Genomic DNA, 18,137 nt, shown 5'->3' with positions numbered 1-18,137 from the left:
GAGGCGATCATGAACTCATTCGCAAGAGCGCAAGCGCGCTGGGACAACATGCAGCCGGATGACGACTCCGGCTACGAGGAAGCGGCAAATCGCTGGATCGAAGACACCGCAGAGAACCTGATGCGGGGTTGTGACATGGTGATTCGCCGCCGGTTTTCATCGCCGATCGTGGTGAAGTATTCAGCCTACCTGAGCGCGGTTCAGCAGCATCTGAATCAGCGCCAGATCGACGGCCTGGATGACGAAGACTTCTTCGCTCAATTGGTCATCGTCTCAGCTGGCGGCGCGCCCGGAAGGACGCTTGCCGCTGCTCTGCTGGGTGAAGGTACAACATCCATGGGCAAGCTGTTCGATATCGCGGTAGAGCTGGTCACTCCGCACGCTGAGGCCGGGCTTGAGGCTGAGGCAGAGGACGCCGACCTATGAGCCGCGCATCCATTGAAGCAGTCATCGAGGCGATATCCACTCACCAGAACCCGGATCTTGCGTCTGGCCTGGCTGAGGGTCTGGTCATCGCCTACTTCACCTCGTCAGTCATTACCGCTGACGACTTCAAAGCCTATTGCGCTCAGATAAGGGATATCAGCCTAGAGCGCTCTGCAAGGAGAGCGGCATGACTACTCCAGTCGTTCCATCACTGATCGATGAGCAGCTTGAAGAAGTCACCACCAGGGTGCGCGGCACATTCTGCTTTCCGCCGGGCATGCGTGTTGCTGATCTGCCCTTTCCAATGAAGGCTGATTGGCTGAAGCGCCGCCCCATCGCGAGGCCGAAGCCATGCCGGTGACCCGCCAGCAGGCCCACCGCTGGGCATTCTGGCGCGGCAGCTTCTTCACTCTGTTGTTTTGCACCGCCTGGATGATCGCCAGCGCCTACGCACCGCACTGATTCAACCCCTACCCCATTCAATCGCAGCGCCCCGGCACACGGATGGCGCGGGAGACAAGCATGTCCGACAAAACCAGAATTTGGGACCAGGTCAACACGACCGACCCGAGCGCTACGAAGAACTTCACCGGCATGGGCGGCTTCAAGGGCACAGCGATCAAGCCAACCTATCTCATGCGCAAAGCGACCGAAGTGTTCGGTCCATGCGGTGAGGGCTGGGGCTGGACGGTGCTGGAGGACCGCTTCGACGAAGGCGGCCCTCTTCAGGCCCCGACCAAAGAGTGGCCTGAAGCACCGCGCATTAACGCCAAGCTGCACACCATAAAGATTGAGCTGTGGTACCTGGGCAAGGACGGTCAGAAATGCACGGTCCAGCACTACGGCCACACCCCTTTCGTGTTGCTTCAGCAAGGAAAAATCATCACCGACTGGGAGGCGGCAAAAAAATCGCTGACCGACGCGATCGGCAAGTGCCTTCAGCCGCTCGGGTTCGCTGCGGACATCCACATGGGCCTGTTCGACGACGCAGCGTACGTCGAAGCCGTGCGCGACGAGGTGGCGCTCGAGAAAGCTGAAGACAGGGTTGAGGAGGAAGAGCGTCAGAAACAGGCGCGCCTCGACTACATCCAGTCTGTTGTTGACCTCCTTAAAGGGGCTCAGTCAGCGAACGAGCTCAAGAAAATCCACGACGTGGCAGTAAAGAAACTCGCCGCCCGCAATGACAACAAGGCCGTTACCCGCATCGCTCGCGAGTACGACGAACAGAAACCACGATTCCAGCAGGAGGTCGCGTAATGACTGCACTCTATCAAATCAGCAAAGAGTTTCAGGAATTGGCCGTTTTGGCGGAGAACGCCGACGAGGATCTAGCCATCGCGCTTCACGACACCATGGGTGCGATTCAGGCCGAGTTTGATGACAAGGGCAAGGCCATTGCCATGCTCACGCTCAACATTGACGGCGACCTTGAGGCGATCCAGTCGCAGATTGACCGACTCACAGAGCGCAAGCGGATCATCACGAACCGCAAGGAATCGCTGAAGGAGTATCTGCGCACCAACATGGAGGCGTCGGGCATCACGAAGATCAGCCACCCTCTTTTCACCATCGCGCTCGGCAAAGGCCGGCCGGTTGTAGTGATCGACAACGAGAAAGCCATTCCTGAGGACTACTTCAACACCAAGGTCACCAGCACGCCCGATAAGGCGATGATTGCCAAGGCCATCAAAGACGGCTTTGAAGTGCCCGGTGCGCATTCAGAAATTGGAAAATCTTCAATATCCATCAAGTGAGGTTGCCATGGCAGTTTCCCTCGAACTTAGCAGCATCCAGCACAACCGGGTCGAGTCGGCCCGGCTCGCCCAGGCCATGGCGGAGTACGAAGCCCGCGAGGGCAAGATCACCTATGGAGAATGCTTCACTGGCAAGCCGAACCCGCCCAAGCGGCGGGACTGGGTAGACCCTGAAACGGTGCTCAAGCGCAAACCGTCGCGAATCTCGGCTGCCGAGCGCAAGCGCCTTCGGCAAATGGCGGAGACGATATGAGCAAGCGCAAACCCTGCAACCGCAAGGCCCAGATTGAGCGCAGTCTACGCGCTCTGCTAGGCACCAATCATGCCGCCGTGATCAGCATTGACCCGAGCGGCTTGCAGATCATGGTCAACTGGAAGAACGGTAAGCAGATCAGGTCGCGACAGGTCGCCGACGCGCTCTGCGATATCTCGCACCGCTGGACGATGCACATCGCCGGGATCTGCATTCAGAGCGACGGCGCCCAGTACATCAAGATGACAGTCTTCACGCCCGACGGCATTCATCGGGTGGAAAAGCTGTCGGACGTCGTCGAGCACTTCTATGACGAAGTGAAGGCTGAATGCAATGCGAACCACCTGGTGGGAATGGGCTGGCTGGCAGTGCCCGACACGGTCGAGGTGACCGAAAGACAGGTCGCTGCCCTGCTCTCTTCAATTGGAGCTTGGAACCAAGTCAGGGTCGCGGCATGAGGCGCACCAGCAGACTTGTCGCCCAGCGCCGGCGGCAAGAACACATTCACCTTCCGCCCAGCGGATTGACGGAGCCAGGCAATGGCAGTGGATCAGAAAGAGCGCAGCGCCAAGTCCGCGAAGAAGCGCGAGGAGTTCGACGAGAAGGAGTTGCGCCACCGGGTCCGGCTCGGAACCCGGCAGAAGCTTGAAGAGCTGATGCAGTGGAACGACATCGAGGAGATCAGCGAGGCGGTACAGAACCTTATTCTGAACGCTCATGCCCTCGGGCCGACGCTGTCATTCGAAGCAGTTGGCAGCCCGCGCCACAAAGTCACGGTTAGCGAAAACGTGGCGCGGATGTTTGAGCGTGAATCGCGACGGGAAATTGCGCGCGATTCGGGGGGCGAGGTTATCAACCCTCCTTTGTAACAGCTGAGCGTGACACGTTGATACGTCGACCGAACGGTGGGTAAACAGACATGCTATCGGTCACCTCATAAGTAGCTATCACTTCGCCGTCGGCATTGAGCTCATCGTACCAATAGATATCGGTGTCCTCGCCCTTGCGTGCTCCTTTTGCCTCCATCCCCTTATCGACGAGCGTATGGCCCCCGGGGATAGGCATTTTCCTGAAATGCTCTTCCACGTACATCTCCTTGACCCGGCCCCATGCCGGTCACCACGTATAGCCCACCACCAACCTATTCGCCACCGAACTTTCGGAGGATCACGCTTATGACCGACAAACCACTCAAGGCCTACCACGTCGGGGAAGATTCCGAAGGCGGGCATGTGATCACCTTTGCAACTAACAGCGCCACGGCTCGTCGAGAAGGCGGGAATGAAATGGGGCTGGAATTCAACGAGGTGAGTTTTTGCAGGCGCGCCCAATGGGCGGATCAGTTCGCCGGCCAGCCGTTTATTCCGGCAAAGGCCTATCACGAACAGGGCTGGTGGCTGTATTGCGGCCAATGCGAAACGCAGCTCTACGAAGATGCTGAGGATGATGACGGCAACCCTCTGATCATCGTGTACGACGGCAGACGCGCCTACTGCGACCAGAATTGCAAGGACAGCCATGATCGCGAGATCGCCGAGCTGAATGCTCGTGGTGAGGCATTCAAGGAAAAACTGAAAGGTCGGCCAGATCTGGAATTTTCCGATGTTCAAGCGGGATGGCCACGAATCACGATGTCCGCGAAGTTCAAGTTTGCAGGCTGCCAATACGGCGGATCAGTACGAGATCAGGAAGGTGATGGACACCTGACCTGGTACATCGCGCAGGTTGATCAACTCGCTTGGGATGAGTATGAAGCAAAGCGCGATGCAGCCTGATCACACCACCGCATCAGCCGCCACCTCAATTTCATAGATGGCGGCCGGTACGTGCTCCGAATCGTAAGCCTTGTATTGAAGCAACGCTTCGATTGCTGCTTCTGTCAGTTCGTCAACGACGAGGCCCTGCTTCCCGGCCGCAATCAGCACGGCCTTCAGCGCCAACACTAACGCCCTTTCCCTGTCTTCGCTCATGACAGTTTCCTCCCTGTGTAAAGATAGGCATAGCCAGTGATCAACAATGATGAGATCGCCAACAACGTTTCTATGACTATGAAACATTTATCCCGTGAGCCGTCGAACGAGAACAGTAAACGTGTTCAGCGGCTTGCCAGACACAATGACTGTTGTAAGTTTCGAGCATTACTAGATCGTTACGCGGATTAAATACTCTCGTTTTTTCAGCATAGCGTTTCATAGCATCAAGAGCTCTACTTGGAACAGGTACTATTTGCTGAGCCTGATAATTAATAAACATGAATGATACAAAGTTGTGTGAGTCTAGGTTAAAAAACTCCATTCGGATGTTGTTATCCACATTCCCTAATACTATGCCGCGATCACAGAGCAAGACACCGCCATCAGCCAAATCGACGTCGTAGCTGAAAACCGTGAAGTCCTTAACTAGGCTTGTGTTTTCCATCAATTCCTTGACTAAAGTTTCCAAGAAGTTCAAACCGTGATCTAAAGGCTGAAGGATCAAAAGGCACATAGCTTTGAGCCAGTCGTTATATTCTTCCTCTGTGACTTCATATTGTTCACAGATTCTCGAAGCTTGGGTGCGCTGACCTTCGTCCATTTTAAGGAACTGATTCGCTAAAGCCTGATTGCCTGGCAGAACGCCCTTCAGAGCTTGCAGACTATTTAACGTATTTCTTATCGAGTACGGATTCCTGAACGAGTTCATTAATTTGAGGAGATATAACTTTAAGAATTCTGATTTTATATCTACTTCACTCGGATTCTGCAGCTTCTGCAACAGTGACTGGGTGACCAGCCCGATGTCATTTTCATATTGGTGAAACGCCGCCTCTAAGTTTTGCTGACCACCCCCTTCTAGCATTCGCAGAGCGTACAAATCCCTCGCGGCAAGATTTTTTTCTATTTTTACGCCATTAATATCTGTCAAAGCGACTAGTTTATTTTCCGCATCCACAATCTTAAATTTATAAATACGCTGATTGTGCTGAATTACGGAACGATCAATAGCATTCAATCGCTGTTCAACTTGCGAAATATAGTGATGGTTACGCGCGTTGCTCTTTTCCATTATTTCAATCTCCCTGTTGGCAAAACATCGGACCATCAAATCACCAGACCGACATAAATACCCCAATTCCACGAATCACGCCACTGGCGAGGATCAGCGATGCCCGCCTATTACAACGAAATTGACCCATACGCCGCCCAGTGGCTGCGCAACCTGATAGACGCCGGCCACATCGCGCATGGCGTCGTAGATGAACGGAGTATTGAGGATGTCCGCCCAAGCGATCTTGCCGGATTCACGCAGTGCCATTTCTTCGCCGGCGTCGGCGTCTGGTCACTCGCTCTTCGTCGAGCCGGATGGCCAGATGACGTTCCTGTTTGGACCGGCAGTTGCCCATGCCAGCCTTTCAGCGCGGCAGGCGCTGGAGCTGGGTTTGCGGACCCAAGGCACCTTTGGCCAACTTTTGCCTGGCTCATCAAGCAGTGCCGCCCTCCAATCATCTTTGGAGAACAGGTTGCGAGCAAGACTGTCGAGCCTTGGGTCGACCTTGTACACGCTGACGTGGAAGCCATGGAATACGCCTTCGGGGCCGTCCCGTTTCCGTCTGCGGGCGTCGGTGCGCCGCATATTCGAGACCGACTCTTCTGGGTGGCCAACGCCACAGACAAGCGACAGCACAGGCGGCGGCCAAGCGGCGAGAGCAATGGGCGCAACGCGGCATGGTTCGAATCTGAACGACTTTGCGATGCTGGCAGGCTGGCCTACACCAATGGCGGGTACGCCAGCACAGAACGGCAACAATGCGGCGGGGAACAACGACAGCAGCAGGAAAACAGTTTCTGTTGTGAATTGGTCAGGGTGGGCCACCCCAACAACCAGGGACTGGAAATCGGGCGGTGCCGACCTGACCAAATCTCTAGTGCGCAAGGACGGGAAGCTGCGCAACGACCTGCTGGATTATCAAGCGTTCCTGGCTGGGCCGGCTCGGCTAACGGACTGTGGTCAGGTGCTGATTGGATCAGCTGCCGGGACGGCAAGTGGAGGCCAATTGAACCCGGCCTTGAGCCGCTGGCTCATGGGGCTACCTCCAGAGTGGGACGACTGCGCGCCTACGGAAACGCCATCAATGCTGAAGCGGCGACGCAGTTCATAGCTGCGTTTCTCGATACGCAATCTGCCTGACCAACCCCACCGTAACCTCCAGAGGTTACATCTCGAAAGTAACCCAAATGGGTTACAGGGAATCAATCCATGCGCATCTATCTCAGCGGGCCGATGACGGGCCTGCCCGATTACAACTACCCGGCATTCAACGCCGAGGCCGCTCGCCTCCGCGCGCTTGGCTACACCGTCGAGAACCCAGCAGAAAATCCGCTGCCTGCCGACTCACCCTGGCACCTGTGCATGCGTGACGCTATTCGCCAAATGCTGACCTGCGACGCCGTGGCCTTTCTGCCTGGCTGGCAGGTCTCGCGCGGCGCCAACGTCGAAATTGAACTGGCCGGGCATCTCGGTATGGAAGTCATTCAAGCGAGCGGCATTGTTTCGCCGCGGGAGGGTCAATGAATCAGGAATTGAAGCCGTGTCCGTTTTGCGGCAGCGCCGCTATGCCATGCGTACAGTGGGCTCAGTGCTCTAACTCGTTGTGTCCGGCGTTTCATATTCAAACTTGCAATTTCAAAGCGTGGAACACCCGCGCCGCCCCTTCCGAGGATGTCCGCGCAGAGGTGGATGAGCAGGACTTGTTTGAATCTGTATTCCCAATGCCATGTCATACCATGCGGTTCGATGGTGGATACGCTGCCACGGAATTCAATGCTTGGTCTGCACACGATTTCGTAAAGAAATGGGATGGCTGGAAAGCCCGCGCCCGCCTCAACCCGCAATAACCCTCCCCCACCCTATCCATTGCCTGCTGCGCCTGAGCGCGGCGAGGAGCAACTGTGCGCCTGAAGAAACATGAGCGCGAGCATGTCCGCCTGAAATATGGCGGCCATTGCGCGTACTGCGGTGTTGAGCTGGGCCCGAAGTGGCACGCCGACCATCTTCAATCGGTCCGGCGCGGCACCAGTCACCGCTGGGAAGGCAACGCCGAGCGCCCGCAGAACCACAACCTCGACAACATGATGCCCGCCTGCGCGCCCTGCAATCTGAGCAAGTCGCAAATGCCGCTGGAAGCATGGCGCGCCTTCCTAGTGGGCCACGTCAACAGCCTCAACCTCTACCACCCCATTTATCGACTGGCGAAGGCGTACGGCCTGATCGTTGAGACAGCAGCGCCGGTGGTGTTCTATTTTGAGAAGGTGGAATCGCTATGAATAGCCGAGACCAATTCGAACAGGCCTACGCCCAGCATCACAACTGCACCGTTGCTTGGTGCGAGGGGCAACGGACAGAAGAAGGCGACTACCGCGACCGATTTATGCGCTAAGCGTGGCACTGGTGGCAGCGCGGCAAGGAGGCGGCATGAACCTGATCGACTGCCACGTCACCGAAATCCTGAGCAAGCCTTACCTAAAGTTCGGCTGCTGGTGGGTCGACGTGGAATACGTCAGCGAAGGTCAACCTGGAAAGTCCAATCTCATGTTCAAGACTGAAGCCGCCGCAAAGGCTGTCGCAGTGGGTCACGTATTCCAAGCCTAACCCCTTCCCCATCTATCCACACGCCTGCCGGTATACGGCGGGCGGGAGCCACACGTGCCAGAAAACATCGAAAGCCTGAAAGAAGAAAACGCCCAGTTGCGCAAGCACATCCTCGACTACCGAATGATTGACGACGTGCCACTGCTGAAAAACTACCAGCCGTTCAAAGGCCGCAACAAACCATCCCAGCTGGAGTTTGACGTGGCTATCGACAAGCTGCGTCAGATCGGCGCCGGTATCGACGGCGACAACGCCTACAAGCGCGATTTGTGCGACTCCATCGCCGCCGCCATGGCGTTCGGTTGTCAGAACAAAAACTCACCACCGGAAGGCCATTGGGCAAAGCGGTTCTGGGATATTGGCCGGACGGAAGGTGCGGCGCGCGAGCAGATGATCGCAGCATTGAAGCTGAACCGTGAAAACCTGCGCGCCTGCCAAGCCACGATTCACCTGTGCGGCGGTTTCGACCCTGCCTACGTGAACGATGCGCAGGCCGCGATGAAGGTGGCGGACGAAGTTTTGACCAAGTATCCGCCACTCAACCCTGCTTAGACCCCGGAGGTAGCCGACATGAAGCGCGAACTGATCAAAATCAGCGAGTTCCAGCGTCGCCGCTGGGGTGAAAACGGCACACCGCCCTGCTCCCAGGCGATCCGCAACTACATTCGAGACGGCAAGCTTCCGGGCGAGCAGATCGGCAAACTCTGGTATATCGACTGGGCGGCCTTCAATAAGTCCGCCGGCAACGAGCTCGTAGCGATGGTATTGAAAGGAGCTGCATGATGGTCCCACGGCCGCGCAATAAGTCGAACAGAGGCTTGCCGCCTAACCTCTACCTGGATGACCGGCGCGGGACTTACCGGTACCGCAGGCCGACGGACGGCAAATGGTTTCCGTTCGGGCCCGACCGGGTTAAAGCGGTCGACGCGGCCAAGCAGCTCAACCTCGCGTTCATGCAGGGCGCCGACCTGGTTGGCGCGGTCATGGGGGAATCGGCGGAGCTGTTCACCACGTTCCTGACCCATTACGAGAAGAAGGTACTGCCTCCCCGCGAGCTCTCAGAGGGGACGCTTGACCTGTACGCCGTGCACTTTCGCCGCTTCAGGAAAGCGTTTGAAGGCAAGGCGATCGACCAGATCACAATTCGCATGATCGCCGAACTGCTCGACTCGGTGACTCCGCGCACCGCGAACCAGTGTCGCGCGCTGCTGATCGATATATTCAACCATGCCGCAGCGAAGGGTCTGTGCCCTGACAACCCGGCAATGAGCACAATCAGCCGGATCGAGAAGAAGGCCCGCAAACGGCACACGGTCGAAGGCCTGAAAGCTATTCGGGAAAAATCCCCATCCTGGCTGCAGAACGCAATCGACCTGGCGCTGATCACCGCGCAGCGGCGCACTGACATCCTGTCCATGAAGTTCGAAGACGTGCAGGACGGATACCTTTATGTTGTCCAGCAGAAAACGGCCAAGGCCTCAGACATGGCGTGGATCAGGTTCAGGGTCACTCCGGAGCTCCAGCGCGTTATCAGCCATTGCCGGGACAACATCGTTTCGCCGTTCCTCATTCACCGGCGACCGGACCGCAAGAAGCAAAAGCAGGCGGAAACGAAAGAGCATTGGACCAAGATCGAGGAACGGTATCTGACCAGGGCTTTCAAGGAGGCGCGCGAAGCGGCGGATTGTTATAAGGGATGGAAGGAAGAAGAGATGCCGGGCTTCCATGAGGTCAGGGCGCTATCGCTGCACCTGTACAAGAAAGCCGGAAAGGATGGGCAGAAGATCGCCGGCCACGCCAGCGAGGAGATGACCAAAAACTACCAGAAGGACCATGCGGAGGTCGTCTGGTCAGACGCTGTTCCTGACCTGGACATCAGCGAAGTCAGCGGTAGATAGCTACTTCCTGGGAATTTCTCGAAAGTCTTCGCCGTTTTTGTGTGTGACACCCACCTGCAGGATGAGGCTGAGCGCACCCAATACGTACGTTAGGCATCCTACGAACTCCAATGAAGAGGTGTTCCCCTTCCCACGCAGCCTGACAGCTTCCACGATAGCGGCCTTGTGGCTTTCAAGCTTGGAGGAGTCTGGATCAAGCGCATGGGCCATCATGTTGCGAATTCGGTTGATCTTTTCGCAAACTGACCACAATTCAGCCATGCTTCCCAGCTTTATGTCCGCTGGGTACAGGGCACGGGACAGATCAAAAACTTGCGCGAACGTAAACCGCGAGTCTTTCAGAAACTGGGGCTGGGGAACCATCTCCGTGCAAAAATCGCGAAGCATCTCCTCTAGCATCAAGTGGCATTTCAGGATGAGCGTTATGTCATCCATCTGCGCCGAAAAATGCTTTTCGAATCGCTCGTCATGCTTTTTGCTGAAATCCACGTTGACCATGCAGCCCCCCCGTAGGATCAAGTTTCACCACCTTATTTTGCGCCAGTTTTGCGCAGATTTTGCGCGGGCACAAAAAAGCCGATCTGATGATCGGCTCAAATGTCTGATTTTACTCAGTAAATATGGTCGGGACGGAGTGATTCGAACACTCGACCCCTAGCACCCCATGCTAGTGCGCTACCGGACTGCGCTACGCCCCGACTAGGCGTGAATCTATTGGGCTTCTTGCGAAAGCGTCGAGAAATATACCCTAAGCATTTGAATGATGGAAGTATTTTGAGTCATCGGCCTACTTGCGCAGAACGACCAACACGTCTTCCAACTCAGCGATCATCTGCTTGATCAATTGCTTGTACTGCAGGGAATCGTCCTTGACCTCATCGCTGGACATACGAAGGCGCGCGCCACCGATGGTGAAGCCCTGGTCGTACAGCAACGCGCGGATCTGTCGGATCATCAGCACGTCCTGTCGCTGATAATACCGACGATTCCCGCGGCGCTTGACCGGGTTGAGCTGAGGAAACTCCTGCTCCCAATAACGCAGAACGTGCGGTTTTACCGCGCAGAGCTCACTGACCTCACCAATGGTGAAGTAGCGTTTGCCGGGAATAGGCGGTAGCTCGTCGTTATGACTTGGTTCCAGCATAAGCCTCAACTCGGGCCTTCAGTTTCTGCCCTGGGCGAAAGGTGACCACACGGCGAGCTGTAATCGGAATTTCTTCCCCTGTCTTGGGATTTCGACCCGGTCGCTGGCGTTTATCTCGCAGGTCGAAATTGCCGAATCCGGACAATTTGACCTGCTCGTTATCTTCCAGAGCGTGCCTGATTTCCTCAAAGAACAGCTCAACCAGTTCCTTGGCTTCTCGTTTATTCAGGCCTAGCTCTTCGTACAGACGTTCGGCCATCTCAGCTTTCGTCAGAGCCCCCATACGCTACTTCCTTAACGTGGCGTTTAACCTTTCCTCTAGCGAGGTGAGAATTTGCTGCGTCGAAGCGTTTACCTCATCGTCAGTAAGAGTGCGCGATGGATGTTGCCAGGTCAAGCCAACTGCAAGGCTTTTTCTATGCGGATCAATGCCTTTACCCTGATAAACATCAAAGAGCCTGAGGTCTGTTAGCCATTCCCCTGCATTTTCACGAATAACGTCCATTACCGCAGTCGCTGCAATATCACGATCCGCCAGCAACGCCAGGTCACGACGGACCTCCGGGAAGCGTGATAACTCGTGGAATTTCGGCAGACGCCCCTCGACCACATCGGCCAGCACCAGCTCGAACACGAACACCGGACGATCCAGACCCAACGTCTTCACCAGCTCAGGGTGCAGTGCGCCGATGTAACCAACTTCGCGGCCTTCGCGCTCGATGCGGGCAGTTTGGCCTGGGTGCAGTGCAGGATGTTTGCCCGGTACGAAACGGAAATCATCCAGTGCGCCCGCGAAGCCCAGTACCGCCTCCACGTCAGCTTTGACGTCGAAGAAGTCCACTAGCTCACGACCCTGTGCCCACCCCTCCGGCAAGCGACTGCCGCAGATCACACCTGCCAGCATAGGCTCTTGTTTTAAACCGTCCAGCTGACCGACAAAACGCAGGCCGCTTTCGAACAGGCGTACACGGTCTTGCTGACGATTGAGGTTGTGCTGGAGCACCTTAATCAGGCCGGGCCACAGCGACGAGCGCATGGCAGCCATGTCGGCGGAAATCGGGTTGGCCAGCAACAATGGCTCAACACCCGGATTGAATAGCTCAAACCATTTCTGATCGATGAAACTGTAGGTGATCGCTTCCTGATAACCGCGCGCGACCAGCAGACGGCGTAGCGCAGGCAGATCGCCACGGGCTTCGGCGCGGGCTTGCGGGGCCAGACGCGCTTGCGGGTAACGAACCGGCAAACGGTTGTAGCCGTAAAGGCGGGCCAGCTCTTCGATCAGGTCGACTTCGAGGCTGATGTCGAAACGGTGGCTAGGCACCTCAACGCGCCACTGGCCAGCCGTTTCATTGAAGACTTTCAGGCCGAGCGCAGTGAGCAGACGCTCCACTTCGGTTGCATCCATGGTCATGCCGAGCATTTGCTCGATGCGCTCAGCGCGCAGGATGACCGGCGCAATCGATGGCAAATGTTGCTCGCTGACGGTTTCGATGACCGGACCGGCTTCGCCGCCCGTGATTTCCAGCAACAGGCCAGTGGCACGCTCCATGGCTTCGCGAGCCAGCTGCCAGTCAACGCCACGCTCGTAGCGATGCGAAGCGTCGGTGTGCAGACCGTAGGACCGAGCCTTGCCGGCGACCGCGATCTGATCGAAGAACGCGCTTTCCAGAAAGATGTCACGGGTGGTCGCGGTATTCACGCCGCTGTGCTCGCCGCCCATCACGCCAGCGATCGCCAGGGCGCGCTGATGGTCGGCGATGACCAGGGTATCGGCGCGCAGGCTGACTTCCTGACCGTCCAGCAACACCAGCTTTTCGCCTTCTTCCGCCATGCGGACGCGAATGCCGCCGTTGATCTCGGCGAGGTCGAACGCGTGCAGCGGCTGACCCAATTCGAGCATCACGTAGTTGGTGATGTCGACGGCGGCGTCGATGCTGCGCACTTCCGAACGACGCAGGCGCTCGACCATCCACAGCGGGGTCGGGCGTGACAGATCGACATTACGAATGACACGGCCCAGGTAACGCGGGCAGGCAGCCGGTGCCAGCACTTCCACCGAACGCACCTCATCGTGCACGGCAGGAACGACCGCCACTGACGGACGAGTGACCTTGGCGTCGTACAGCGCACCGACTTCGCGAGCCAGACCTGCAACGGACAGGCAGTCGCCACGGTTCGGCGTCAGGTCGACTTCGATGCTAGCGTCATCCAGCTCCAGATAAGCACGGAAATCCTTGCCAACTGGCGCATCGACCGGCAACTCCATCAAACCGTCGTTGCCCTCGCCCACTTGCAGTTCGGCCTGAGAGCACAACATGCCGTTGGACTCGACGCCGCGCAGCTTGGCTTTCTTGATCTTGAAGTCGCCCGGCAGTTCTGCGCCGATCATGGCGAACGGAATCTTCAGGCCTGGACGCACGTTGGGCGCGCCGCAGACCACCTGAAAGGTTTCCGAGCCATTGCTGACCTGACACACGCGCAACTTGTCTGCATCCGGGTGCTGTTCGGTGCTCAGCACCTCGCCCACCACGACCCCACTGAAAACACCGGCGGCCGGGGTCACGCTGTCGACCTCCAGACCTGCCATCGATAGACGGGCAACCAACTCGTCACGGGACACTTGCGGGCTTACCCAGCCGCGCAACCACTGTTCACTGAATTTCATCCTGCTCTCCTAAAAAGTTCGTTACGGGCGACCTAGCGAAATTGCGCGAGGAACCGCAAGTCGTTGTCGAAGAACAGGCGCAAGTCATTGACGCCGTAACGCAGCATGGCCAGACGCTCTGCGCCCATGCCGAAAGCAAAACCCTGGAATTCTTCCGGATCGATACCGGACATGCGCAGCACGTTCGGGTGAACCATGCCGCAGCCCATCACTTCCAGCCAGCCAGTCTGTTTGCAGACACGGCAGCCCTTACCGCTGCACATCACGCACTCCATGTCGACTTCAGCGGATGGCTCGGTGAACGGGAAATAGGAAGGACGGAAACGCACTGCCAGTTCTTTTTCAAAGAACACGCGCAGGAACTCTTCGATGGTGCCCTTGAGGTCGGCGAAGTTGATATCGCGGTCGACCAGCAGGCCTTCGACCTGGTGGAACATCGGAGAGTGAGTGATATCGGAGTCGCTGCGGTACACACGGCCTGGACAGACAATGCGGATCGGCGGCGTGTTCGCTTCCATGGTGCGGACCTGTACCGGCGAGGTATGGGTGCGCAGCAGCATGTTGGCGTTGAAATAGAAGGTGTCGTGCATCGACCGGGCCGGGTGATGGCCTGGGATGTTGAGCGCCTCGAAGTTGTGGTAATCGTCTTCGACCTCAGGGCCTTCGGCAATGCCGTAGCCGATGTGGGTGAAGAACTGTTCGATGCGTTCCAGAGTCCGGGTAACCGGGTGCAGACCGCCTGTGGTTTGGCCACGGCCCGGCAAGGTTACGTCAATGGATTCGGCAGCGAGTTTCGCGGCAAGATCCGCTTCCTCAAGCGATGCCTTTCGCGCATTGAGAACCTCTGTGACACGCTCCTTGGCAACGTTGATGAGCGCGCCAACCTGCGGACGCTCTTCAGCCGGCAAATTCCCCAGGGTCTTCATCACCTGAGTCAATTCACCCTTCTTGCCGAGGTAGTGAACCCGGATTTGCTCCAGGGCATTGATATCTTCGGCGCTTTGCACAGCCTCAAGTGCTTGAGAGACCAGCGCGTCCAGGTTTTCCATGTACAGACTCCAGATACGAAATAGGGGAAGAGCTTACAAGGCTCTTCCCCTATTTATGACGTTTAACACCGAACCCCGAAACGAGGCCCGGTGATTGCCGGGGACTTAGGCCAGAGTGGCTTTAGCTTTCTCGACAATCGCAGCAAACGCCGCTTTTTCGTTCACTGCCAGATCAGCCAGAACCTTACGGTCGATTTCGATCGACGCTTTTTTCAGGCCAGCGATGAAACGGCTGTAAGACAGACCGTTGATACGCGCACCAGCGTTGATACGAGCGATCCACAGAGCGCGGAACTGACGTTTTTTCTGACGACGGTCACGGTAGGCGTATTGGCCAGCCTTGATTACCGCTTGCTTGGCAACACGGAATACGCGTGAACGCGCGCCGTAGTAGCCTTTAGCAAGTTTCAGAATTTTTTTGTGACGCTTACGGGCAATGACGCCACGCTTTACACGAGCCATGAGTTACTTCCTCTATTCTTGATCAAAATTAACGAAGGCGCAGCATGCGCTCGACTTTTGCGACGTCAGACGGATGCAGCAGGCTGCTTCCGCGCAGTTGACGCTTACGCTTGGTCGACATTTTGGTCAGGATGTGGCTCTTGAAAGCGTGCTTGTGCTTGATGCCATTCGCGGTTTTCAGAAACCGCTTAGCTGCACCACTTTTAGTCTTCATCTTTGGCATGTTCGGATACTCCGCATTCAGTTGATAAACATAACCGCAAGGCCTGCCGTGCCCTGGTGGTTATTTCTTCTTTTTCGGGGCGATGACCATGATCAGCTGGCGTCCTTCCATCTTAGGATGCTGTTCGACGGCGCCGTATTCGAGCAGGTCAGCCTCAACCCGCTTCAACAGCTCCATACCCAGCTCCTGGTGGGCCATCTCACGACCGCGGAATCGCAACGATACCTTGGCCCTGTCCCCGTCACTCAGGAAACGTACCAGGTTGCGTAGTTTTACCTGGTAATCCCCTTCCTCCGTCCCTGGACGAAACTTGATTTCTTTAACCTGAATCTGCTTCTGGTTTTTCTTCGCCGCAGCAATCTGTTTCTTCTTCTCGAAGATCGATTTGCCGTAGTCCATCACGCGACAGACAGGTGGTACTGCGTCGGCAGAAATCTCTACCAGATCAAGCTTGGCTTCTTCAGCTATACGAAGCGCTTCATCAATCGAGACGATGCCAATCTGCTCGCCGTCAGCGCCAATTAACCGAACCTCGCGTGCCGAGATATTCTCGTTGATCGGGGCCTTCGGTGCAGCTCGTTTATCTTGTCTCATTTCACGCTTAATAATAATTACTCCGAATCTTGGCGACCACGCCGGGAAACCGCTTGTGCGAGGAACTCCGAGAATTGGGCGACCGGCATCGAGCCGAGGTCTGCGCCTTCACGGGTACGCACAGCGACAGTTTGCGTTTCAACCTCCCGATCTCCGATGACGAGGAGATAGGGAACCTTGAGCAAAGTATGCTCGCGGATTTTAAAGCCGATCTTTTCATTTCTCAAGTCGGACTTGGCACGAAACCCGCTTTCAGCCAGAGTTTTTTCCACTTCAAGGGCAAAATCTGCCTGTTTATCAGTGATATTCATGATCACTGCTTGAGTTGGAGCCAGCCACGCAGGGAATGCACCTTCGTAGTGCTCGATCAGAATTCCGATGAAACGCTCGAAGGAACCGAGAATCGCACGGTGCAACATGACCGGATGCTTGCGACCGTTGTCTTCCGAAACGTATTCGGCGCCCAAACGGATAGGCAGGTTGAAATCGAGCTGCAATGTACCGCATTGCCACACACGACCCAAGCAGTCCTTGAGAGAAAATTCGATTTTCGGACCGTAGAACGCCCCCTCGCCCGGCTGCAGATCATAGGGCAGACCGGCGCTATCGAGTGCTGCGGCGAGCGCGGATTCGGCGCGGTCCCACAGATCATCGGAGCCCACGCGCTTTTCGGGACGAGTGGAGAGCTTCATTTCGATGTCCTTGAAGCCGAAATCGGCGTAGACATCCATGGTCAGCTTGATGAAGGCTGCGGACTCGGCCTGCATCTGCTCTTCAGTACAGAAGATGTGGGCGTCGTCCTGAGTGAACGCACGCACACGCATGATGCCGTGTAGTGCACCTGATGGCTCATTACGGTGGCAGGCACCAAATTCGGCCAGGCGCATCGGCAGCTCGCGGTAACTCTTCAGGCCTTGATTGAACACCTGCACGTGGCAAGGGCAGTTCATCGGCTTGATGGCGTAGTCGCGACTTTCGGATTCAGTGGTGAACATGTTTTCGGCATAGTTCGCCCAGTGACCCGACTTTTCCCAAAGAGAGCGATCGACCACTTGCGGGGTCTTGATCTCAAGGTAGCCGTTCTCACGCTGGGTCTTGCGCATGTACTGCTCAAGCACCTGATAAAGGGTCCAGCCGTTCGGGTGCCAGAACACCATACCCGGCGCTTCTTCCTGGGTGTGGAACAGGCCAAGGCGCTTGCCGATTTTACGGTGATCGCGTTTTTCAGCTTCTTCGATACGCTGAATGTAAGCCGCCAGCTGCTTTTTATCGGCCCAGGCGGTGCCGTAAACACGCTGCAACTGTTCGTTCTTGGCATCACCGCGCCAGTAGGCACCAGAGAGTTTGGTCAGCTTGAACGACTTCAGGAAACGGGTATTCGGCACGTGCGGGCCGCGGCACATGTCCACGTATTCTTCGTGGTAGTAGAGACCCATGGCCTTTTCATTCGGCATGTCCTCGACCAGACGCAGTTTGTAATCCTCGCCACGCGCCTTGAACACTTCGATCACTTCGGCACGCGGAGTGACTTTCTTGACGACGTCGTAATCTTTTTCGATCAGCTGCTGCATGCGCTGCTCGATGGCCGCCAGGTCATCAGGGGTAAACGGGCGCTCGTAGGCGATATCGTAATAGAAGCCGTCATCGATGACGGGGCCAATCACCATTTTGGCTGTCGGATACAACTGCTTGACGGCATGACCCACCAGATGCGCGCAGGAGTGACGAATGATCTCGACGCCTTCCTGATCTTTGGGGGTGATGATTTGCAGGCTCGCGTCGGCGTCGATCAGGTCGCTGGCATCGACCAGTTGACCGTTGACCTTACCGGCGATGGTAGCTTTGGCCAGACCTGCGCCAATGGACGCGGCGACCTCGGCGACGGAGACCGGGTGATCGAAAGAACGTTGACTGCCGTCGGGAAGAGTAATAGTTGGCATGGCGCCTCCTCTCCTAGTGGTGACCCCTACCAAAGGTCACGTGGGTTGGGATAGAGCCAGTACGCGATTCGGCGGTGTACCTGCCCCACAGTGGCAGG

30 protein-coding genes and 1 tRNA gene are annotated in these 18,137 nt (G+C 56.6%); 17 read left to right on the top strand and 14 right to left on the bottom strand.

Features of this window, described 5'->3' with window-relative positions; genetic code table 11:
* The first annotated feature begins 9 nt into the window (after positions 1-9).
* The 8 genes from GVN17_RS19540 (at position 10) to GVN17_RS19505 (ending at position 3,302) form a co-directional block, all read left to right on the top strand.
* Positions 10-426: a hypothetical protein gene (locus GVN17_RS19540; RefSeq protein ID WP_166596895.1), complete on the top strand. Its 417-nt coding sequence runs from the start codon at positions 10-12 to the stop codon at positions 424-426.
* Positions 423-617: a hypothetical protein gene (locus tag GVN17_RS19535; RefSeq protein ID WP_166596894.1), complete on the top strand. Its 195-nt coding sequence runs from the start codon at positions 423-425 to the stop codon at positions 615-617. Before GVN17_RS19540 ends, GVN17_RS19535 begins: the two co-directional genes overlap by 4 nt.
* A gap of 124 nt (positions 618-741) precedes the next feature.
* Positions 742-888, top strand: a complete 147-nt coding sequence (locus GVN17_RS19530) for a hypothetical protein (RefSeq protein ID WP_166596803.1) — start codon at positions 742-744, stop codon at positions 886-888.
* A gap of 60 nt (positions 889-948) precedes the next feature.
* Positions 949-1,683: a hypothetical protein gene (locus tag GVN17_RS19525; RefSeq protein ID WP_166596893.1), complete on the top strand. Its 735-nt coding sequence runs from the start codon at positions 949-951 to the stop codon at positions 1,681-1,683.
* Positions 1,683-2,180 carry a siphovirus Gp157 family protein gene (locus GVN17_RS19520; RefSeq protein WP_166596892.1) on the top strand — a complete coding sequence of 166 codons (498 nt, stop codon included), beginning with the start codon at positions 1,683-1,685 and terminating at the stop codon, positions 2,178-2,180. Before GVN17_RS19525 ends, GVN17_RS19520 begins: the two co-directional genes overlap by 1 nt.
* A gap of 7 nt (positions 2,181-2,187) precedes the next feature.
* Positions 2,188-2,433 carry a hypothetical protein gene (locus GVN17_RS19515; RefSeq protein WP_166596891.1) on the top strand — a complete coding sequence of 82 codons (246 nt, stop codon included), beginning with the start codon at positions 2,188-2,190 and terminating at the stop codon, positions 2,431-2,433.
* On the top strand, positions 2,430-2,891 hold the full coding sequence (locus tag GVN17_RS19510) for a hypothetical protein (RefSeq protein ID WP_166596890.1): 462 nt from the start codon (positions 2,430-2,432) through the stop codon (positions 2,889-2,891). The genes GVN17_RS19515 and GVN17_RS19510 overlap by 4 nt, the downstream gene beginning before the upstream one ends.
* An 81-nt stretch (positions 2,892-2,972) precedes the next feature.
* Positions 2,973-3,302, top strand: coding sequence for a hypothetical protein (locus tag GVN17_RS19505; protein WP_166596889.1), 330 nt, complete (start codon positions 2,973-2,975; stop codon positions 3,300-3,302).
* On the opposite strand, the gene GVN17_RS19500 is transcribed toward GVN17_RS19505, so the two are convergent.
* Complete coding sequence (locus GVN17_RS19500) at positions 3,286-3,519, bottom strand: hypothetical protein (RefSeq protein ID WP_256665311.1); 234 nt, start codon at positions 3,517-3,519, stop codon at positions 3,286-3,288. The two genes, GVN17_RS19505 and GVN17_RS19500, sit on opposite strands and share 17 nt — an antisense overlap.
* Positions 3,520-3,608: 89 nt before the next feature.
* Here GVN17_RS19500 and GVN17_RS19495 point away from each other — a divergent pair, with 89 nt between their 5' ends.
* Positions 3,609-4,208 (top strand): hypothetical protein, encoded by a 600-nt coding sequence (locus GVN17_RS19495; protein WP_166596887.1) that lies wholly within the window; start codon positions 3,609-3,611, stop codon positions 4,206-4,208.
* Here the strand turns inward: GVN17_RS19495 and GVN17_RS19490 are convergent, their stop codons facing one another.
* The 3 genes from GVN17_RS19490 to GVN17_RS29730 all read right to left on the bottom strand — a co-directional run bounded on the left by GVN17_RS19490 (position 4,209) and on the right by GVN17_RS29730 (position 5,727).
* Positions 4,209-4,403 (bottom strand): hypothetical protein, encoded by a 195-nt coding sequence (locus tag GVN17_RS19490; protein ID WP_166596886.1) that lies wholly within the window; start codon positions 4,401-4,403, stop codon positions 4,209-4,211.
* A 76-nt stretch (positions 4,404-4,479) separates the two neighbouring features.
* Positions 4,480-5,478: a hypothetical protein gene (locus GVN17_RS19485; protein ID WP_166596885.1), complete on the bottom strand. Its 999-nt coding sequence runs from the start codon at positions 5,476-5,478 to the stop codon at positions 4,480-4,482.
* 93 nt (positions 5,479-5,571) lie between these two features.
* A complete protein-coding gene (locus GVN17_RS29730) occupies positions 5,572-5,727 on the bottom strand; it encodes a hypothetical protein (RefSeq protein WP_256665325.1) in 156 nt (51 codons plus the stop codon).
* Here GVN17_RS29730 and GVN17_RS19480 point away from each other — a divergent pair.
* From GVN17_RS19480 to GVN17_RS19445, 8 genes are all read left to right on the top strand, one after another.
* Entirely contained in the window at positions 5,680-6,600 is a 921-nt protein-coding gene (locus GVN17_RS19480; RefSeq protein WP_371928585.1) for a DNA cytosine methyltransferase, read from the top strand. The genes GVN17_RS29730 and GVN17_RS19480 overlap by 48 nt on opposite strands.
* 69 nt (positions 6,601-6,669) lie before the next feature.
* Complete coding sequence (locus tag GVN17_RS19475; RefSeq protein ID WP_166596883.1) at positions 6,670-6,984, top strand: DUF4406 domain-containing protein; 315 nt, start codon at positions 6,670-6,672, stop codon at positions 6,982-6,984.
* A complete protein-coding gene (locus GVN17_RS19470) occupies positions 6,981-7,307 on the top strand; it encodes a hypothetical protein (protein WP_166596882.1) in 327 nt (108 codons plus the stop codon). Before GVN17_RS19475 ends, GVN17_RS19470 begins: the two co-directional genes overlap by 4 nt.
* 54 nt (positions 7,308-7,361) lie before the next feature.
* Entirely contained in the window at positions 7,362-7,736 is a 375-nt protein-coding gene (locus GVN17_RS19465) for an HNH endonuclease (protein WP_166596881.1), read from the top strand.
* Between the two features lie 148 nt (positions 7,737-7,884).
* Positions 7,885-8,061 carry a hypothetical protein gene (locus GVN17_RS19460; protein ID WP_166596880.1) on the top strand — a complete coding sequence of 59 codons (177 nt, stop codon included), beginning with the start codon at positions 7,885-7,887 and terminating at the stop codon, positions 8,059-8,061.
* A 54-nt stretch (positions 8,062-8,115) separates the two neighbouring features.
* Entirely contained in the window at positions 8,116-8,613 is a 498-nt protein-coding gene (locus GVN17_RS19455; RefSeq protein ID WP_371928579.1) for a hypothetical protein, read from the top strand.
* 18 nt (positions 8,614-8,631) lie between these two features.
* The gene (locus GVN17_RS19450; RefSeq protein ID WP_166596879.1) at positions 8,632-8,844 is read left to right on the top strand and encodes a hypothetical protein; all 213 of its coding nucleotides are present in this window, start codon (positions 8,632-8,634) and stop codon (positions 8,842-8,844) included.
* Positions 8,844-9,959, top strand: coding sequence for a tyrosine-type recombinase/integrase (locus GVN17_RS19445; RefSeq protein ID WP_166597006.1), 1,116 nt, complete (start codon positions 8,844-8,846; stop codon positions 9,957-9,959). Before GVN17_RS19450 ends, GVN17_RS19445 begins: the two co-directional genes overlap by 1 nt.
* On the opposite strand, the gene GVN17_RS19440 is transcribed toward GVN17_RS19445, so the two are convergent.
* The 10 genes from GVN17_RS19440 to thrS form a co-directional block, all read right to left on the bottom strand.
* Complete coding sequence (locus tag GVN17_RS19440; protein WP_166596878.1) at positions 9,960-10,457, bottom strand: hypothetical protein; 498 nt, start codon at positions 10,455-10,457, stop codon at positions 9,960-9,962.
* Between the two features lie 123 nt (positions 10,458-10,580).
* Positions 10,581-10,657: transfer RNA gene (locus tag GVN17_RS19435), tRNA-Pro, on the bottom strand.
* A gap of 89 nt (positions 10,658-10,746) precedes the next feature.
* A complete protein-coding gene (locus GVN17_RS19430; RefSeq protein WP_081566855.1) occupies positions 10,747-11,103 on the bottom strand; it encodes a MerR family transcriptional regulator in 357 nt (118 codons plus the stop codon).
* The gene (gene ihfA, locus GVN17_RS19425; protein WP_002553164.1) at positions 11,084-11,386 is read right to left on the bottom strand and encodes an integration host factor subunit alpha; all 303 of its coding nucleotides are present in this window, start codon (positions 11,384-11,386) and stop codon (positions 11,084-11,086) included. The genes GVN17_RS19430 and ihfA overlap by 20 nt, the downstream gene beginning before the upstream one ends.
* A 3-nt stretch (positions 11,387-11,389) precedes the next feature.
* Positions 11,390-13,771, bottom strand: coding sequence for a phenylalanine--tRNA ligase subunit beta (pheT, locus tag GVN17_RS19420; RefSeq protein ID WP_166596877.1), 2,382 nt, complete (start codon positions 13,769-13,771; stop codon positions 11,390-11,392).
* Between the two features lie 32 nt (positions 13,772-13,803).
* Positions 13,804-14,820: a phenylalanine--tRNA ligase subunit alpha gene (gene pheS, locus GVN17_RS19415; RefSeq protein ID WP_166596876.1), complete on the bottom strand. Its 1,017-nt coding sequence runs from the start codon at positions 14,818-14,820 to the stop codon at positions 13,804-13,806.
* 105 nt (positions 14,821-14,925) lie between these two features.
* A complete protein-coding gene (rplT, locus tag GVN17_RS19410) occupies positions 14,926-15,282 on the bottom strand; it encodes a 50S ribosomal protein L20 (protein ID WP_007905879.1) in 357 nt (118 codons plus the stop codon).
* A gap of 28 nt (positions 15,283-15,310) precedes the next feature.
* Entirely contained in the window at positions 15,311-15,505 is a 195-nt protein-coding gene (gene rpmI / locus GVN17_RS19405; protein ID WP_002553160.1) for a 50S ribosomal protein L35, read from the bottom strand.
* A 60-nt stretch (positions 15,506-15,565) separates the two neighbouring features.
* Entirely contained in the window at positions 15,566-16,117 is a 552-nt protein-coding gene (infC, locus tag GVN17_RS19400; RefSeq protein WP_178115747.1) for a translation initiation factor IF-3, read from the bottom strand.
* Complete coding sequence (thrS, locus tag GVN17_RS19395; protein ID WP_166597005.1) at positions 16,117-18,039, bottom strand: threonine--tRNA ligase; 1,923 nt, start codon at positions 18,037-18,039, stop codon at positions 16,117-16,119. The genes infC and thrS overlap by 1 nt, the downstream gene beginning before the upstream one ends.
* Between the last annotated feature and the right edge of the window lie 98 nt (positions 18,040-18,137).

Source organism: Pseudomonas sp. SLFW, from assembly GCF_009905615.1.
Lineage (GTDB): Bacteria > Pseudomonadota > Gammaproteobacteria > Pseudomonadales > Pseudomonadaceae > Aquipseudomonas > Aquipseudomonas bambusae.
Note: the sequence above shows the minus strand (reverse complement) of the source record. Positions and strands in the feature narration are given on the sequence as shown.

Excerpts from the sequence above, each read along its gene's own strand:
- GVN17_RS19540 (WP_166596895.1), top strand. The coding sequence starts at position 10 with ATGAACTCATTCGCAAGAGCGCAAGCGCGCTGGGACAACATGCAGCCG.
- GVN17_RS19535 (WP_166596894.1), top strand. The coding sequence starts at position 423 with ATGAGCCGCGCATCCATTGAAGCAGTCATCGAGGCGATATCCACTCAC.
- GVN17_RS19525 (WP_166596893.1), top strand. The coding sequence starts at position 949 with ATGTCCGACAAAACCAGAATTTGGGACCAGGTCAACACGACCGACCCG.
- GVN17_RS19520 (WP_166596892.1), top strand. The coding sequence starts at position 1,683 with ATGACTGCACTCTATCAAATCAGCAAAGAGTTTCAGGAATTGGCCGTT.
- GVN17_RS19515 (WP_166596891.1), top strand. The coding sequence starts at position 2,188 with ATGGCAGTTTCCCTCGAACTTAGCAGCATCCAGCACAACCGGGTCGAG.
- GVN17_RS19510 (WP_166596890.1), top strand. The coding sequence starts at position 2,430 with ATGAGCAAGCGCAAACCCTGCAACCGCAAGGCCCAGATTGAGCGCAGT.
- GVN17_RS19505 (WP_166596889.1), top strand. The coding sequence starts at position 2,973 with ATGGCAGTGGATCAGAAAGAGCGCAGCGCCAAGTCCGCGAAGAAGCGC.
- GVN17_RS19495 (WP_166596887.1), top strand. The coding sequence starts at position 3,609 with ATGACCGACAAACCACTCAAGGCCTACCACGTCGGGGAAGATTCCGAA.
- GVN17_RS19490 (WP_166596886.1), bottom strand. The coding sequence starts at position 4,403 with ATGAGCGAAGACAGGGAAAGGGCGTTAGTGTTGGCGCTGAAGGCCGTG.
- GVN17_RS19485 (WP_166596885.1), bottom strand. The coding sequence starts at position 5,478 with ATGGAAAAGAGCAACGCGCGTAACCATCACTATATTTCGCAAGTTGAA.
- GVN17_RS29730 (WP_256665325.1), bottom strand. The coding sequence starts at position 5,727 with ATGGCACTGCGTGAATCCGGCAAGATCGCTTGGGCGGACATCCTCAAT.
- GVN17_RS19475 (WP_166596883.1), top strand. The coding sequence starts at position 6,670 with ATGCGCATCTATCTCAGCGGGCCGATGACGGGCCTGCCCGATTACAAC.
- GVN17_RS19470 (WP_166596882.1), top strand. The coding sequence starts at position 6,981 with ATGAATCAGGAATTGAAGCCGTGTCCGTTTTGCGGCAGCGCCGCTATG.
- GVN17_RS19460 (WP_166596880.1), top strand. The coding sequence starts at position 7,885 with ATGAACCTGATCGACTGCCACGTCACCGAAATCCTGAGCAAGCCTTAC.
- GVN17_RS19450 (WP_166596879.1), top strand. The coding sequence starts at position 8,632 with ATGAAGCGCGAACTGATCAAAATCAGCGAGTTCCAGCGTCGCCGCTGG.
- GVN17_RS19445 (WP_166597006.1), top strand. The coding sequence starts at position 8,844 with ATGGTCCCACGGCCGCGCAATAAGTCGAACAGAGGCTTGCCGCCTAAC.
- GVN17_RS19440 (WP_166596878.1), bottom strand. The coding sequence starts at position 10,457 with ATGGTCAACGTGGATTTCAGCAAAAAGCATGACGAGCGATTCGAAAAG.
- GVN17_RS19430 (WP_081566855.1), bottom strand. The coding sequence starts at position 11,103 with ATGCTGGAACCAAGTCATAACGACGAGCTACCGCCTATTCCCGGCAAA.
- ihfA (WP_002553164.1), bottom strand. The coding sequence starts at position 11,386 with ATGGGGGCTCTGACGAAAGCTGAGATGGCCGAACGTCTGTACGAAGAG.
- pheT (WP_166596877.1), bottom strand. The coding sequence starts at position 13,771 with ATGAAATTCAGTGAACAGTGGTTGCGCGGCTGGGTAAGCCCGCAAGTG.
- pheS (WP_166596876.1), bottom strand. The coding sequence starts at position 14,820 with ATGGAAAACCTGGACGCGCTGGTCTCTCAAGCACTTGAGGCTGTGCAA.
- rplT (WP_007905879.1), bottom strand. The coding sequence starts at position 15,282 with ATGGCTCGTGTAAAGCGTGGCGTCATTGCCCGTAAGCGTCACAAAAAA.
- rpmI (WP_002553160.1), bottom strand. The coding sequence starts at position 15,505 with ATGCCAAAGATGAAGACTAAAAGTGGTGCAGCTAAGCGGTTTCTGAAA.
- thrS (WP_166597005.1), bottom strand. The coding sequence starts at position 18,039 with ATGCCAACTATTACTCTTCCCGACGGCAGTCAACGTTCTTTCGATCAC.